This window comes from Thermococcus indicus (genome assembly GCF_006274605.1).
In the GTDB taxonomy this organism is placed as follows: Archaea; Methanobacteriota_B; Thermococci; order Thermococcales; family Thermococcaceae; genus Thermococcus; species Thermococcus indicus.
This window is the reverse complement of sequence record NZ_CP040846.1, coordinates 557559-571772: the sequence shown is the minus strand read 5'-3', so window position 1 is coordinate 571772 and position 14214 is coordinate 557559. Positions and strand designations below refer to the sequence as shown.

The following is a 14214-nucleotide window of genomic DNA, read 5'->3' as shown; positions in this document are numbered from 1 at the left end:
CTCTCATCAGCTCGGCCTTATTACGGTGAGCGGGATTATTCCTTTCTCAAACTCGAGCATCGCGGCGTCGAGCGGCGTGATTCCTTCCGGGACGTCGATGAGTATAGGTGCACCCATCGCTATCTGGAGGGCCCTTGCTCCGATGATACGGGCCTTCTCAAAGCGGGTATACTTAAACATGACTACCACCCCTGCCTTCCACATTCCGCATCAAACATCCATTGCAAACATTTGGTGGGGCCGCCGGGATTTGAACCCGGGTCTCCGGCACCCCAAGCCGGGAGGATAGACCAAGCTACCCCACGGCCCCCCAAGAAGTGCGGTTTTTAATACACCCTGTACTTCATGGCACTATCCACGAGCTCGACGTGGCTGAGGAGGGTCCTCCTGCAGCAGTACCTTTCGATCCCGAGGTCGTCGAGCACCCTCTCGGGATCCTCGCCCTTCTCAACGCGGGCCTTAAACTCGTAGTATTTGTCTCCTATGACCTTTCCACACGTGAAGCACCTGACGGGAACTATCACCCGTATCACCTTCTCGAATGAATATTAAAGGAAAGCCATCAGCGGTAGGACTTCTGCCTCTTGGCGCGCGGACCCTTGGTTGAGCGGTTGGGCTTGTGCATCTCGGTTCTCCTGCTGTCGCCGACGAGCATGGTCCTGTCGTACTTCATGAACTTGTCCTTGAGGTTCATGTCGTTGGTCCACTCGACGAGGGCCCTGGCTATGGCGACGCGCGCGGCCTCTGCCTGTCCCATGAAGCCTCCGCCCTCAACCTTGACGTCGATGTCAACCTTGCCGACTATCTCCTCGCCGGCGAGGACGAGCGGCTCCATTATGGTGAAGCGCGCTATCTCCGGCTCGATTATCTCAACCGGCTTGTGGTTGATCCTGACGCGACCCTTTCCTTCCCTGATGGTGGCCCTCGCGATGGCCGTCTTCCTCTTACCAGCAGTCTGGATGACCTTCATCTTCTCTCACCTCAGAACTTTCCACCGAGGAACTTGGCAACCTCGCCAACGGTAACGTACTTCGGGGTTGCGATCCTCGAGCTGTGGGCCTCGCTTATCGTCTCAAGCTCCCTGCCCTCGAACTCCTTCGGAACGCCGACGTAAACCTTGAGCCTCTTGAAGGCCTTCCTTCCGCGGTCGGTCTTCCAGGGGAGCATTCCCCTGACGGTTCTCCTGACTATCTCGTCGCTCCTCTTCGGGTAGAACGGACCCTTCCTCGGGTTGGTCCTGGTCCTCAGTCCGGTTCTCTGCTTGTACTTGGCGAAGATGTCCTCGCGGTTTCCGGTGATGATGGCCTTCTCGGCGTTGACTATGACGACCTCCTCGCCCTCAAGGAGCATCTTGGCGACCTTCGAGGCAAGTCTTCCGAGTATGAGTCCTTCAGCGTTAATTATCCTCATGGCCCATCACTCCATTATGATTACTCCACTACCCTTCGGGTTTCTCTCGATGAGCTCCTCAATGGTGAGGACCTCTCCACCGGCCTCGACTATCTTCTTCTTGGCCGTCTCGCTGAACTTCCAGGCGGCAACGGTGACCTTGTGCTCGAGCTTTCCTGCACCGAGGACGTTTCCGGGAACGATGACGGTGTCGCCATCCTTGGTGTAGCGGTTGATCCTGCTGACGTTCACCTCGGCCCTCTGCCTCCTGGGCCCCTCAAGGCGCCAGGCTATGTCCTTCCATATCTTAACCCCTTCCTCGTTAGACTTCTTTCTGAGGTAGCGGATGAGCCTCCTCAGGTTGATGTCAGTGGGTCCGGTTCTCTTGACCATGAACATACCTCCTTAACGCTCTCTCGCAGGTGGGAAACCGACAGGTCCAACGGGGTGAGCGTAAATACTGGTGCGGGGGCGGGGATTTGAACCCCGGAACCCCTACGGGACGGGACCCTGAATCCCGCGCCTTTGGCCAGGCTCGGCTACCCCCGCGTCAGTCCGCTAATTTATGGAGTTCGCTTATAAATCTATCGCTCTTCCTCATGAGGATTTTGAGGGCTATGGTCACGATTTCCTCAACCGGAAGTTCGCCGTTGGTCTCGACGGTGAAGACAAAGGCGTTGGGTACGGTTTCTTCTCTGATCTTCTCCCCCACGTAGGCGTCAAACTTCCGAGGGAGGTAGAACGCCTTGATCGTGGTTATAACGAGCTCCTCGTCGGTCTCCTCAGCCGGAAGACCGCGCCTCTCGGCGAGCTCCTTGAGCTCCTTCCAGTCGGGGACCTCCTTGCTCACGTGAATCCTGGTGAGGTACTTGTAGTAGACGAAACCGGGCTGCCACTTGGCGTGGTCCTTTCCACGGCCGAGTTTTGCGTAGGCGTTAAACGTAAGCCTCTGGCCCTCGGCGAGCTTGACTATCGGGATATTGGGGTTGGCGGGCTTCACGCCCTCATCGCTGCTCTTAAGGTCACCGGAGTAAACCATTCCCGGACCCTCTGCCTCGAGGGAGAGCGTAACCGTGTACTCGTCAAGCTCAAGGGCGTCAAGCGAGAACCTCTCAACCGGGGTGGTGAGCGGTATCATACCCACCCTGTGGGCGATTATCTCGTCGAAGAGGGCGGAGTCGTTCTCGAAGAACTCAACCTCATCCACCGCAAAGGTCGGGACGTCCGCGAGGATGGTCCTCCTCAGGGCGTTGGCGAAGGGTACATCAACTCCCTCGACGATGAACTTAATCGAGTCCTCCCTTTTCTCAAGAATCTGGAACTTTGGCTCCATTGGCATCACCAAAAAAGAAGTTGTGGGGATCAGACGCGCCTGCCCCTTCTTCCGCCCTTCGGCCTGGTGCCGTCGTGCGGAATTGGGGTGGCGTCCTCAACCCTTCCGATCCTGAGGCCGGCCCTGGAGAGGGCACGGATGGCGGCCTGGGCACCCGGTCCGGGGCTCTTGCTCCTGCTTCCACCGGGGGCGCGGACCTTGATGTGGACTCCGGTGAAGCCCTTCTCCATGGCCTCCTCGGCGGCCCTCCTGGCGGCTATCATGGCCGCGTACGGGGAGGGCTCGTCCCTGTCGGCCTTGACGACCATACCACCGCTCCACCTGCTGACGGTCTCGGCCCCGGTGAGGTCGGTGATGTGGATGATGGTGTTGTTGTAGGAGGAGTAGATGTGGGCAACTCCCCACTTCTCCTTCTTCTTGAGGTTAACCTGCTGGGTCTGCTCGCTCATGAGGCCTCACCCTGCTTAGCCTGTTCAATAACCATCCTCTCGGGGTGGCTCTCCTTGGCGAAAGGAGAGGTCTTCGAGTAGGTTATGGTGTCTTCCTCCTCCCTGAGGACGAGGTAGCCAGGAGAGCGTATTATCTGGCCGTTTATCTCGATGTGGCCGTGAACTATGAGCTGCCTGGCCTGTCCGATGGTCCTGGCGAGGCCCTTCTTGTAGACGAGGGTCTGAAGGCGCCTGTCGAGGACGTCCTCAACCGTCAGGGAGAGAACGTCATCGAGAGCAGCATCGGCCGGAAGGAGGCCGAGCCTGTTGAGCCTCTGGAGGAGCTGGGCCCTCTCAACCTCAGCCTGCCTGCCGCGGGCGGCAAGGAGGCGCCTGGCCCTACGCCTGAACTCCTTGAGCTGGGTCTCGTGCCTCCAGAGCTCCTTCTTGTTCTTGAGGGCGTACTTCTTCATGAGGACTCTCTCGCGGTCGAGCCTCTCCTTAATCCAGGGGTGAGAGGGAGTCTCGTACCTCTTCCTCTGCCTCTTGGGGTCTCCCATCTACATCACCTCACTTCTTCCTTCTGCTCACACCGAGGGTGCTGCCGTGCCTGAAGTTCGACCTGGTCCTCTGGCCGCGGAGCGGGAGGCCGAGCTCGTGCCTTATGCCGCGGTAAGCGCGTATTCTCCTGAGCCTGTTGACGTCCTCGCGCCAGGCCATGACGAGCTTGGCGGTGATGAGGTGCATGTCCTTGCCGGTCTCGTAGTCCTTCTGCCTGTTAACGGCCCAGGCGGGTATACCGTGGGCGATCGGGTCTTCGAGCACCTTCTCAATCTTCTTGACCTGCTCGTCGGTCAGGTAACCGGTCTTCATGTACGGGTCTATTCCTGCAACCCTGAGCACCATAGTGGCGAAGTTTATGCCTATACCCCTGATGCCCGTGAGGGCCCATCTCAGCTGCTTATTTCCGTTCAAATCAACTCCCGCTACACGGACTATGTGTCTGAAGTTGTCCGTCATTACGAATACACCTCCATCTCAATCCTTCATAGAGGATTTTGGCGCCGGGACGGGGATTTGAACCCCGGTGTCCAAGCGGACACGGGCTCTCAAGGCCCGCGCCATCCCAGGCTAGGCGATCCCGGCATACACGCGGTAGCCGCTCCCCTTCGCCAGCTCTCTCACTTCAGTGAAGTGGTCATTCATTAGAGCCTTAATATACTTTGCCCCCTGCTTCGTCTTAATCACCAGCTGCAGGAGGCCTCCATCGTTGAGATGCCGGGGAGCGTTTATAACTATTTCCCTCAGCACTTCCTTCCCCGCGTGCACCGGGGGGTTAGTGATGATTGCGTCGAACTTCTCGCCCCTGACGGGTTCGTAGAGGCTTCCCCATCTCACCTCGGCGTTTCTAACGCCGTTGATTTTTAAGTTTTTCCTCGCTATGCTGACGGCCCTTCTGTTCACGTCGGTCATGACGACATGGCTCACGAAGCGCGAGGCGACGATTCCTATCGCCCCGTAGCCGCAGCCCAAATCCAGGACGCGCCAGCCCTCATCGAGTATCATGCTCTCTATGAGCAGTTCAGTGCCGCGGTCTAGCTTCCCGAAGGAAAAAACTCCGCTGGCGGTGATAAACTTGAAACACTGCCCCCTAAGGCAAACCTCTATTGTCCTAGTTTTCAGCGGAACGTTCGGCTCCTCGGAGTAGTAGTGGCTCATGTGCGGTGGTAAGAAAAGGGGTTTATCAACCTTTGCTTGCGCAAAGCTTGACCAAAAGTCTTCTACTGACTAAACTGGCATAATGGGAGTGGCATGTCTTCAACGTAGGCGGGTAATTTGAGGGTTTCTATTTGAGGGCATGTTTTGACGGTGTTTCGCCCCAACCCAGCGCCCTTCGGGCGCTAAAAATGAAAAACACGAGTAAAAACTGACGAGATTAACAATAAAACCCCGTAGAAATCGGGCCCATTTAGATACATCCCTACCGAGCAATTTTGCTCAGCAAAGTTTCCTCCAAAGCGAATCCCCAAGGATAGCCCCAAGGAGCATGAATCCCGTCCCGAGCGTCATGACGATTAGAACCTTCCTGGCGTTCAGGGGCGTTGGATTGTCATCCACAGGGGTGTAGGTGGAGAGAATAAGACCGTAGAGACCCATCGCGGCACCACCGAGCAGTACCAAACCGTTCCAGGCACCGTTCAATACTATCTCAACGAAAACCCAAAGAGCGCCCCAAAGAGGAAGAACTCACCGCGCGACATCGGCACCATACGATGTGCCAGATAAAACCCGACCCCAATACCCATGAAGACTGGAACTGCTATCGTTAAATCGTGCGCTAGGCTCGTTGCCCTTCCTCCCAGCCCGCCGCCGTTCAGAGTTACAAGGGGCTCCTCAAAGAGAGCCATAAGAAAAACAGCAAAAAGGTACGTGAAACCCGGACGGTTCCCAAACCACTCCGATTCTCCAAAAATCCTTGGCAAAGCTACCGTCGCGAGCCAGACGAGGAAGAGTATCACAGAGGTGATGATGTTTCTGGGGGAACGCTCAAAAATCCCTAGGAGCAGAAAGAGCAGAAGGTCGAGCCAGAACCAGAGGAGGATGAACCTTACGGCAAGCTTCACTCTCTGATTCCCGGTGGAGGAAGAAAATGCATCAAGAAAGTGGGAAAGCCGGGACAAGTCCCTCACCACATCTTCGGATACCAGTCCCTCGGCATAAAGACCTTGTCCACATCGACCGCTATTCCCTTGCTCTTCTGCATCATCTCGCCGCTCGTCATGGTGGCCTTGCCAAGGGCAACGAGTTCATCCTTGAGGGTCATGACGGCGACGAGGTCGCCCTTCTTAATGCCCCTGTGAACCTTCACTATACCCGGAACGGCCAGGTCGGCGCCGTAGGTTACCGCTGCTACCGCTGAATCCCTGATCCACACCTTGGGGAGGTGTTCCACTGCCTTCTCCATGGGCTGTATCGCCTTCCTGAAGTACTCCTCGATGCCGTCGTCCTTCCAGAAGTGGTAGTAGTCTATGAGGTCGTGAAGGGTCACGAGGGTTTCGTCCTCCTTGAAGGGACCGCTCCTCGTCCTCCTCAGCTCGGCCATGTGGGCACCGACCCCCAAGGCAAGGCCTATGTGGTGGATGAGCGACCTGATGTAGGTTCCCGCCTCAACTCCAACGCGGAAGAGCACGTCCTTGCCGTCTATCTCCAGAATCTCAATGTAGTAAACCTTTCTCGTCCTTAAGCGTCTCTTGACCGCACTCCTGAGCGGAGGCCTCTGGATTATCTCGCCCTCGAATTCCTTCATCACGGCGCGGATTTTGTTCTCAGGGACGTCGCCGTGGAGATGCATCAGAGCCACGTACTCCTTTCCCGCCGGCAGGAGTGCCTGGACCACCCTCGTGGCCCTCTCAAGGGCAACCGGCAAAACGCCGCTGACCTTGGGGTCGAGAGTTCCGCCGTGGCCAGCCTTGTTCAGGTCGAAGAGCCTCTTGATCCAGGCAACGACCTCGTGGCTCGTCGGCCCGGGGGGCTTGTCGAGGTTTATTATCCCGAACTGCATGTGCATATCCATGGGCCTCTTCTCCGGCGGGAAGCCCCACTTTGGATTCGTTTCGGCCTTCTCGTCCTTAATCAGAACCTCTCGCTTTATGTCAGCAGGGAGGATTCTCCTCACTTCGTCCCTCGCCATGAGCATCACCTATGGGTCCTCCAACGCCTTGATGAAATCCTCCTTGCTTATTTGAGCAAGTCTTAGTACTCCCATCAACGTGCCGGCTTTTAACTCTTTGTGAAGCGGAACCACAGTTCCAATTTTTCTACCATCCATATACTTAACGAGCACCACATGACTGCCCCTTTGGCGGGACACTTCAAAATCAAACTTTTTGGTGAGCACTTTAATGACTTCTTCACCCGAGAGCCTTGGCAACTTCGACATTGAAATCGCCCACGAACTTTACTTTCTCAAGTTCCTCTCTCAGCTCAGGAAACTCCTCAAGGTACAGCTCAACGGCCTCCTTAAGGTTCTCAATGGCCTCCCCTATTGTCTCTCCCTGAGTGGTTATCCCCGTAAAGACTTCACGAATGATGTAAATACCCTCCTCTTCCCAAATGACGGCGTGGAGTTGCATTCAGCTCACCCCCAGTAGAGTCTTGGTTCATGACTTAATAAATCCACCTAATACCTGAAGCGGTACGTGAAGACCGGCCAGTTCGGGAGGTACTTGACGAGTTTTAGATAGCCAGGTACGAAAACCTCCCGCTTGCCCTTTTCAAGCCCCTTCAATACCGCTCTTGCAACCCCTTCCGGCTCTATCGAACCCTTCGGAACCTTTCCGTTCCAGAAGCCTGTCTTGACCTGCTTGGGGTACACCCTCATAACATGGATTCCCCTATCCAGGAGCTCCTTTTCGAGGTTCACCGCCAGGTAGTGGAGTGCACCCTTGGCAGCGCAGTAGGAGGGAATCTCCGGTACGTTGATAAATGCGACGCCGCTGATTATGAACACCACAGCCGAACCCTTCCGAAGCATTGGAAGGACCGCCCTCGTAAGTTGCACCGGGGCGAGTGCGTTCACACGGAACAGATTCTCCAGCTCCTCGCCCGAGTGCTCAAGGAGAGGCTTTCTCACCGCAAGGCCCGCGTTGTTCATGAGAAGGTCAACCTTTTGCACACCGAGCCTCTCGAGCCCCTTCAAAATCGCGCCTGGGAATTCTTCTTTACTCAAATCGGCGATTATGTATTCAAAGGCAGGAAGTCTCCCCTGAAGTTCACGAAGTTTTTCTTCGTTCCTGGCCACACCGACAACCCTATAACCCCTCTCGACGAGCCCCTCAACGAGAAGCCTCCCGATGCCCCCGGTCGCACCCGTCACCAGCGCGGTTCTCATGAAATCCACCAGAAGAATTTTGGAAACCAGAACTTAAAAGCGTTGAGAAGTGAAGGGAGGCCAAAAGGCCTCGGTCTCACTCAAGGCTGATTCCAGCACTCTCGAGGGCGGCCTTGACGGCCTCGTCGTCGGCGCCGCGCTCGATGCTGACCTTCTCCGGAAGGGGCTCGAGGTGCTTGACGTTCATCCTCCTGCGCTTGACCTTGTTGAAGCCAGCGCCGGTAACGAGGACGAAGTTCCTGTCGATGACGTCAACGACGACGACCTTCTCTCCGGCCCTCCTTCCGGCAATTATAACGGCAAGCCTTCCGACTTCCATAGCTGGCATTCATCCCACCTCCTCATTTTTTGTTGCCCGGGTTTGCACCCGACCCCGCGTCACCGTCGGGGTATAGGTGGTCGATGGCGGCCTTCACAATCGCGAAGACGCCATCGGGATTCCAATGGGCGGTATTTATGATCAAGTCATAAATCGACTTGTCGTCGATGTCAATCCCGTAAAGGTTTAAATATCTTTTCCTGTTGCCCTTCTCGCGCTCGGCAATTCCCACAAAGGCCTCCTCGACGGAGACTCCCTCACGGCGGGCAACGCGCCTTGCACGCTCCATCATGGGGGCGTCGAGCCATATCTTGAGGTCCGCATCCTTGACCATCCAGCCGGCGAGGCGGCCCTCAATAACGACGTTGCACTCCTTGGCTGCCTCCACCTGCCTCCTGTCAACCTCACGGTCGATCTCGGGGTGAAGCTCGGCGTACTCCTGGAACTCCTTCAGGGTCATGCCCATCTCCTTCGCCATCTGCCGGAAGATGAGTCCGGCGTAGATGTGTTTGAAGCCGTAGTGCCTGGCGAGGTTGCGGCAGAGGGTGGTTGTTCCCGAGCCTGCCAGGCCGCTGACGGTTATCACGAGGCAGCCCTTTGGCATGTTAGCACCTCATCCGAAATCAGAGGGCAACGCCCGCCCTGACCTGGGCCTTCATGACCTTCCTCATGCAGCTCGGGCAGAGGTTGGCGTAGGGCCTCTCCGGTCTCTTGGCGGTCTTCGGGAGCTTCCTGAGCTCGCTGGGCCTGCCGCGCGGGACACCGTTGAGCGGCCTACCGCACATGGCGCAGTGGGCGACCTTGGGCTTTCTCCTCTCAAAGTGCACAACGGTCCTTCCGCCAGGGGTCCTGACGTACTTCCTTCTCCATGACCTTGACCTGTACATCGGCTTCATTCTTCTCACCTCGCCTTTCCTTTCAGGGAATCGTTTTTAAATTTAACCCATATCGAGGAGCTTCCTGAGGACGTAGCCGGTTACCATGGACGTCATGACGTACCATCCAATGTAACCGAGCTCGCTGGCCGGAAGCCCCGAGTGGTAGAGGCCGTGGAACCAGCCGAAGAGGAAAAAGTCGAAGGGTGACTTCACGATACCAACCTCGACGTACCATCTCCTGAGCCAGCCGAAGAATATCCAGAATATCGGAAGCGTTAGCAGGGTAACCTTGAACATCTGGTCCTTCATAACCTCGCTCTGGAGCTTCATGAGCTCCATCTGCTCCTGCTGGAGCTTCTTGAGCTTCTTCTCATCCTTCGCGGCCTGGGCTTCCTTGTACTTCTTCTGGAACTCCCTGCTCTTCTTTTGCAACCGCTTCATCTTTTCCTGGTCAACGAGGATGTAGTTCAGCAGGGTGAAGAAGGAACCCAGTATGATTCCCGATACCGTGACCACCACTATGGGGTTGTAGGCCTGTATCATCGGCCCGAAGATGCCGTCAAGGAAAGCGTATATTTCCTCAATCATATTCTCCCACCGCCAGATCCAGTACTTCAACAAGCTCGTGAACGGCCTCCTGGAGGCCCTTATCCTCATGGTTCTCGATTATCTTTATGAGCGCGTTGGAATGCATAGCGTAGCTGACCGCGGCGGCGCGGTTCAGGTCCTGGTGCCTCTGTATCTGCTCCTCGGTCTCCACGTCACGGTCGCGCTTCAGGTCGCGCAGGCGCCTTCCGAGTATCTCGCTCGGTGCCGCCTCGATTATGACGATGAAGTTGGGGTTTATGACCTCGATAACCTCCCTGGGAAAACCGAGGAGGTAGCCCACAGGTGTCCTTATCGTCGCGTGGGTGTCGATCAGAACGGGCTCGCGCTGGGACATCTCGACTATCCTTCTCGCGGCCTTCATCTGAAGTTCCTTCTGGACATTCGGGTCGAGCTTCCTCATCTCATCCCTGTGCCTCACCAGTCCCGCCCTGAAGGCCTCGTCGAACATCAGGTCTCCGAAGTTGACGAGCCTGAACTTGGCCCGGGACTTCTTGAGTGCGAGCTTGGTTATGGTGCTCTTCCCCACCCCTGGAATTCCTGTTATCATGACCACAAACGGCATCACGCTCACCCAGGAAGGTTTCTGGAGAAAGTAACAGGACCGAGTTTAAAAGGTTTTGTGAAAGAAAAGAAAGGGTTCACTTCGTAAAGAACTTCCTGAGTGCAGGGAACATCTCCGTGGCCTGCTCCCTTGCAATCTCCTCGTAGAGCCTGTAGAGGATACCGACCGTAAGGAGGATTCCCGTTCCGGTACCGAGGGCACCCAGGAAGTCAGCCAGCACTGCGACTAACGCCAGTGTGAACGAACCCCAGAAGGTAACGTAGGGGATGTACCTGTTGAGAACCCTCTCAAGTATCCTGGGGTCGCGCCTGAACCCTGGTATCTGCAGCCCTGCCCTCTGAAGCTGTCTGGCGATGCTCTTGGCATCAAGGCCCGTCAGCTCGACCCACAGGAATCCAAAGAGTATAGCCCAGAATATCGTCATCAGCGCGTAGACGAGGGCCCTTCCGGGGTCGGCTATGACGTGGTAGATGTCCCTCGGCGGGTAGAGGTAGGTAACGAAACCAGTCAGGGGGTATCCGTTCTCATCGAACGTTCCGAGGAAGGTGTAGCCGTAGTTGTTGAGGAGCCTGGCCCAGAGCTGGATGTTGGAGTAGAGGGCGAAGGTCAGGATGATGGGTATGTTGCTGACGTACATGAACCTTATCGGGTACCTTCCGCGTACCGTGACGCGGCCGTAGCTGAGGGGTATCTCAACGCGCATGCTCTCGAGGTAGACGACCACGAGGAACACCACTATGGTGGCAAGGACGTCCATCATGTCCGGCAGGGTACCCCTGTACAGGGCTCCGGTTAGGTCACCGTAAAACAGGTGCTGTATGAACGCTGGAATGGCACCGATTATGGCGGGGCCTCCAGTAACGGGATCCACGTACTGGCTGGTGGTGAACGGATTGAGCGACTTGGTGACAACGGTCTGGGAAACACCCGCGGCGATGAAGAGACTGATACCGCTTCCTATTCCCCACTTGCTAACAAGCTCGTCCAGGAGTATGAGCATGACGGAGGCAAAGCCGAGCTGGAGTATTATGAGTATCCCGAGACCCAGGCCTATGTAAACCTGTCCGGCGGGTGTTGTGACTGTCTGGAACGCTCCGAGTCCCATGTCAACCTTACCAAACGCACCTGCGAATACATATATGGCGGCCTCAAAGAAGCTCATAAACACGGCAAAGAGCTTCTGAGCGGCCTGGTAGAATCTCCTATCCTCATGATTCGAGAGATCGAGGTGAACTATCTCGGAACCGACGAGAAGCTGCATGATGATGCTCGCGGTGACGATAGGACCGATACCAAGGGTCAGGAGGGAACCGCTCCTTCCTGCGAGCACGAATCTGAGCGTGGCAAAGTAGTCCTGGATCTGGGCGGGAATTCCGTAGAGCGGAATCTCCGCGAGAATGAAGTACAGCAGCAGAACGATCCCTGTCCACATGAACTTTTCCTTAAGCGGCACGTGCCTCTTGGGCCGCTCAACCTCGGGGAAGTACCTTTCAATCGCGAACACTACGTTTCTGAACCCCATGATTAACACCCGCCAAAAGTTAAATTAAAGGGGAATCAGGCGAGGAGAACCTCGCCGCCAGCGGCCTTGATCTTCTCCTCGGCCTTCGGGGTAACGTAGTAGGCCTTAACAACGAGGGGCCTGCTGAGCCTGCCGGTTCCGAGAACCTTGTCAACACCGAGCTGGGTGGTGTCGACTATGACCTTCCCCTCCTCCTCGTAGGCGACGCCCATGTCAAGGAAGAGGGTGAGGTTCTCGTCGATGTCGCTGAGGTTTATGGTATTCGGGGTGTACTGGACGGCCTTGGGCCTGTGGAAGCCGCGCTTGCCGAGGTGGTCCGGGGCGTACTTGATGACCCAGGTCCACTTGGTGTTCTTCCTCTTTCCGGTTCCGGCCATTCCCTTACCGCCCTTGCTACCGCCGCCGCGGTGCTTCTTCTTGCAGCCCCATCCGTGAGTGTGACTTCCGCGGAGCTTCCTAACCTTCTTCTTCCTCCTTATCATCTCTCGCCACCTCAGAGCATTCTCTCAATGAGCTCGTTTATCTTCTCGCCGCGGTAGCCGAGCGCTCCGCCCTCTTTGAAGGTGCGCTTCTTGCCGCCCTTGAGGCCGCCCCTCGGTGGGTGGAGCCTGAAGACGGGCTTGATGCTCGGGAGGTCCGTGAGCTTCATCTCGCCATCGACAACCTTCTTGGCGAACTCTTCGATGGTCATTCCAAGCTTCTCCTTGACGTACTCGTCGGTAACCGGCTTGTTGCCGATGAGCCTGCCCCTCTTCCTGATGAGGGCAGCGAGGGTCTCGGCGTCGATCTCTCCCCAGGTGATGTAGTCCTTGACCTTCTGAACCATTCCCTTGTAGCTCGGGTTGTCGTCGACGAGGACGAGGTGGTTTATCCTGTGGAGGCGGAGCATGGCGAGGGTGTCCCTGACCTCACCCTTCGCCCTTATCCCGCTCCTAAGCCTGATGAGTGCGAGCTTTGCCATCTTTTCTCACCTCACTCAACCTGGAAGCTGGTGGACATCTCCCTTCCGACGATTATGCCGTAGCGCTCGATGTCCTCCGGCTTGACGGCGACGCTGTTGGTGTTGTAGAGCGCGTTGAAGACGGCCTTGGCGAAGTTAACGGTGGTCCTCGTCTCTCCGAGGGTCTGGGACCAGACGTCCTGGACGCCGGCGAGGCTGAGTATCTTCTTGCCGACGTCACCTATGACCAGTCCAAGGCCACGCGGTCCCGGCATGAGCTTGACGCGAACGCTTCCTTCCTTGCCCTCGACGGCGAACGGAATTGAGTGCGGCCTCCTGCACCTGCACTCCCAGCTTCCACAGCCGCGCTTGATCTCGATGATGTTCATCTTGGCGTAGTTGATGGCCTTCCTGATGGCTATTCCAACCTCCTTCCCGTGGCCGATTCCAAGGCCGACGTAGCCGTCCCTGTTGCCCACAGCGGCGAGAACCCTGAAGCGGATCCTCCTTCCGCTGTCGGTCATCCTGACGGTGAGGGCTATGTCGAGAACCTCCTGGTTCTCCCTCATGTTGACCTCCGGGAGGAGGACGTCAACTATCTCCGGCTCCTTGATCTGGTAGCCCTTGCGGAATATCTCGTGAATGTCAGTTATCTGGCCCTCCTTGACGAGCCTGCCGAGCTTGGTCTTTGGCTCCCACTCCTCAAGGACGCGCTGGGTAATCTCTCTCGGGTCGCTCATTCTCTCGCCCCCTCAAACTTCTCGATTATCTTAGCCTTAACATCCTCAAAGTGCTCGGGGAGCTTCTCGGGCTCGAGGCCCTTGACGAGGTAGCCGCTGAACTGCTTCCTGTAGAGGGCCTCGTCCTCCTCCTTAAGGGCCTTGGCGTAGTTCGCTATGTGCTCGCCGTTTATCCTGTAGTCCTCGGGGTAGATCTCCTCGCTGTGCGGAACGTCCAGGCCCGCATCAACGGCTCCCTTGAGGACGGCGAATATGCTCGAACCCCTGGTCGGCGGGTGGAGGCCTATGTCAAGGATGGCCTCCTCGATGCCGGCCTTCTTGGCCTTGTAGCCTATGAGGAGACCGAGCAGGTAGGCGCTCGGGGTGTTGCCGCCGTGGCCCTTCCAGCCGAAGTCCCTCATGAGCTCCCTGGTGTGAGCCGAAACGACAGTCTTGTCACCCTTCGGGTCGTAGAGGACTATCTGGGCGACGTGGTGGTTGAGGGTCTTCCTCACGACAAGCCTGGGCTTTCCAGACTTGAGGAGGGCGAGCCTCTTGTGATAGTTAGTCTTACCCTCTCTCCTTCTCCTGAACGGAACCCTATACCTCGGTCCGTGTGCCATC

At 56.8% G+C, this 14214-nt stretch carries 26 protein-coding genes and 3 tRNA genes; all 29 read right to left on the bottom strand.

The annotated features are described in order from the left end of the window. Positions 1–6 precede the first annotated feature (6 nt). A complete protein-coding gene (locus tag FH039_RS03090) occupies positions 7–180 on the bottom strand; it encodes a DNA-directed RNA polymerase subunit K (protein WP_014012520.1) in 174 nt (57 codons plus the stop codon). 52 nt (positions 181–232) lie between these two features. After that, a tRNA-Pro gene (locus tag FH039_RS03085) sits at positions 233–310 on the bottom strand. Between the two features lie 16 nt (positions 311–326). Beyond that, the gene (locus FH039_RS03080) at positions 327–524 is read right to left on the bottom strand and encodes a DNA-directed RNA polymerase subunit N (RefSeq protein ID WP_014012521.1); all 198 of its coding nucleotides are present in this window, start codon (positions 522–524) and stop codon (positions 327–329) included. A 38-nt stretch (positions 525–562) separates the two neighbouring features. Then, positions 563–970: a 30S ribosomal protein S9 gene (locus FH039_RS03075; protein WP_058938241.1), complete on the bottom strand. Its 408-nt coding sequence runs from the start codon at positions 968–970 to the stop codon at positions 563–565. A gap of 11 nt (positions 971–981) precedes the next feature. Next, complete coding sequence (gene rplM, locus FH039_RS03070; RefSeq protein WP_014012523.1) at positions 982–1410, bottom strand: 50S ribosomal protein L13; 429 nt, start codon at positions 1408–1410, stop codon at positions 982–984. Positions 1411–1416: 6 nt separating this feature from the next. Next, positions 1417–1782: a 50S ribosomal protein L18e gene (locus FH039_RS03065; RefSeq protein WP_139680168.1), complete on the bottom strand. Its 366-nt coding sequence runs from the start codon at positions 1780–1782 to the stop codon at positions 1417–1419. Positions 1783–1850: 68 nt separating this feature from the next. Beyond that, positions 1851–1938, bottom strand: a tRNA-Leu gene (locus tag FH039_RS03060). 1 nt (position 1939) lies between these two features. Continuing rightward, entirely contained in the window at positions 1940–2722 is a 783-nt protein-coding gene (locus FH039_RS03055; protein WP_139681598.1) for a DNA-directed RNA polymerase subunit D, read from the bottom strand. A 29-nt stretch (positions 2723–2751) separates the two neighbouring features. Next, positions 2752–3171, bottom strand: a complete 420-nt coding sequence (locus FH039_RS03050; protein WP_139680167.1) for a 30S ribosomal protein S11 — start codon at positions 3169–3171, stop codon at positions 2752–2754. Beyond that, positions 3168–3710: a 30S ribosomal protein S4 gene (locus FH039_RS03045; protein WP_139680166.1), complete on the bottom strand. Its 543-nt coding sequence runs from the start codon at positions 3708–3710 to the stop codon at positions 3168–3170. The genes FH039_RS03050 and FH039_RS03045 overlap by 4 nt, the downstream gene beginning before the upstream one ends. Before the next feature lie 10 nt (positions 3711–3720). Beyond that, positions 3721–4170 (bottom strand): 30S ribosomal protein S13, encoded by a 450-nt coding sequence (locus FH039_RS03040; protein ID WP_139680165.1) that lies wholly within the window; start codon positions 4168–4170, stop codon positions 3721–3723. A 39-nt stretch (positions 4171–4209) separates the two neighbouring features. Beyond that, a tRNA-Ser gene (locus FH039_RS03035) sits at positions 4210–4296 on the bottom strand. Further along, entirely contained in the window at positions 4282–4869 is a 588-nt protein-coding gene (locus tag FH039_RS03030) for a class I SAM-dependent methyltransferase (protein ID WP_139680164.1), read from the bottom strand. Before FH039_RS03030 ends, FH039_RS03035 begins: the two co-directional genes overlap by 15 nt. 279 nt (positions 4870–5148) lie before the next feature. Beyond that, the gene (locus FH039_RS12320) at positions 5149–5307 is read right to left on the bottom strand and encodes a hypothetical protein (RefSeq protein ID WP_240703261.1); all 159 of its coding nucleotides are present in this window, start codon (positions 5305–5307) and stop codon (positions 5149–5151) included. 47 nt (positions 5308–5354) lie between these two features. Beyond that, complete coding sequence (locus tag FH039_RS12315; RefSeq protein WP_240703260.1) at positions 5355–5774, bottom strand: hypothetical protein; 420 nt, start codon at positions 5772–5774, stop codon at positions 5355–5357. A gap of 62 nt (positions 5775–5836) precedes the next feature. Beyond that, positions 5837–6841: an RNA-guided pseudouridylation complex pseudouridine synthase subunit Cbf5 gene (locus tag FH039_RS03020; protein WP_139681597.1), complete on the bottom strand. Its 1005-nt coding sequence runs from the start codon at positions 6839–6841 to the stop codon at positions 5837–5839. Between the two features lie 9 nt (positions 6842–6850). Next, positions 6851–7090, bottom strand: a complete 240-nt coding sequence (locus FH039_RS03015) for a type II toxin-antitoxin system HicA family toxin (RefSeq protein ID WP_139680163.1) — start codon at positions 7088–7090, stop codon at positions 6851–6853. Beyond that, a complete protein-coding gene (locus tag FH039_RS03010; RefSeq protein WP_139680162.1) occupies positions 7062–7283 on the bottom strand; it encodes a type II toxin-antitoxin system HicB family antitoxin in 222 nt (73 codons plus the stop codon). Before FH039_RS03010 ends, FH039_RS03015 begins: the two co-directional genes overlap by 29 nt. 47 nt (positions 7284–7330) lie before the next feature. Next, positions 7331–8041, bottom strand: coding sequence for an SDR family NAD(P)-dependent oxidoreductase (locus tag FH039_RS03005; RefSeq protein ID WP_139681596.1), 711 nt, complete (start codon positions 8039–8041; stop codon positions 7331–7333). 76 nt (positions 8042–8117) lie between these two features. Next, a complete protein-coding gene (locus FH039_RS03000; protein WP_139680161.1) occupies positions 8118–8369 on the bottom strand; it encodes a 50S ribosomal protein L14e in 252 nt (83 codons plus the stop codon). 13 nt (positions 8370–8382) lie between these two features. Continuing rightward, the gene (cmk, locus tag FH039_RS02995) at positions 8383–8964 is read right to left on the bottom strand and encodes a (d)CMP kinase (protein WP_058938253.1); all 582 of its coding nucleotides are present in this window, start codon (positions 8962–8964) and stop codon (positions 8383–8385) included. Positions 8965–8983: 19 nt separating this feature from the next. After that, a complete protein-coding gene (locus tag FH039_RS02990; RefSeq protein WP_139681595.1) occupies positions 8984–9256 on the bottom strand; it encodes a 50S ribosomal protein L34e in 273 nt (90 codons plus the stop codon). A 42-nt stretch (positions 9257–9298) separates the two neighbouring features. Next, complete coding sequence (locus FH039_RS02985; RefSeq protein ID WP_139680160.1) at positions 9299–9826, bottom strand: DUF106 domain-containing protein; 528 nt, start codon at positions 9824–9826, stop codon at positions 9299–9301. After that, on the bottom strand, positions 9819–10409 hold the full coding sequence (locus tag FH039_RS02980) for an adenylate kinase (RefSeq protein WP_139680159.1): 591 nt from the start codon (positions 10407–10409) through the stop codon (positions 9819–9821). Before FH039_RS02980 ends, FH039_RS02985 begins: the two co-directional genes overlap by 8 nt. 76 nt (positions 10410–10485) lie before the next feature. After that, positions 10486–11931 carry a preprotein translocase subunit SecY gene (secY, locus tag FH039_RS02975; protein WP_139680158.1) on the bottom strand — a complete coding sequence of 482 codons (1446 nt, stop codon included), beginning with the start codon at positions 11929–11931 and terminating at the stop codon, positions 10486–10488. A 35-nt stretch (positions 11932–11966) separates the two neighbouring features. After that, on the bottom strand, positions 11967–12413 hold the full coding sequence (locus FH039_RS02970; protein WP_139680157.1) for an uL15 family ribosomal protein: 447 nt from the start codon (positions 12411–12413) through the stop codon (positions 11967–11969). Between the two features lie 11 nt (positions 12414–12424). Next, entirely contained in the window at positions 12425–12892 is a 468-nt protein-coding gene (locus tag FH039_RS02965; protein WP_139680156.1) for a 50S ribosomal protein L30, read from the bottom strand. An 11-nt stretch (positions 12893–12903) separates the two neighbouring features. Next, positions 12904–13611 carry a 30S ribosomal protein S5 gene (rpsE, locus tag FH039_RS02960; RefSeq protein ID WP_139680155.1) on the bottom strand — a complete coding sequence of 236 codons (708 nt, stop codon included), beginning with the start codon at positions 13609–13611 and terminating at the stop codon, positions 12904–12906. Beyond that, complete coding sequence (locus FH039_RS02955) at positions 13608–14213, bottom strand: 50S ribosomal protein L18 (protein ID WP_139680154.1); 606 nt, start codon at positions 14211–14213, stop codon at positions 13608–13610. The genes rpsE and FH039_RS02955 overlap by 4 nt, the downstream gene beginning before the upstream one ends. Position 14214 lies beyond the last annotated feature (1 nt).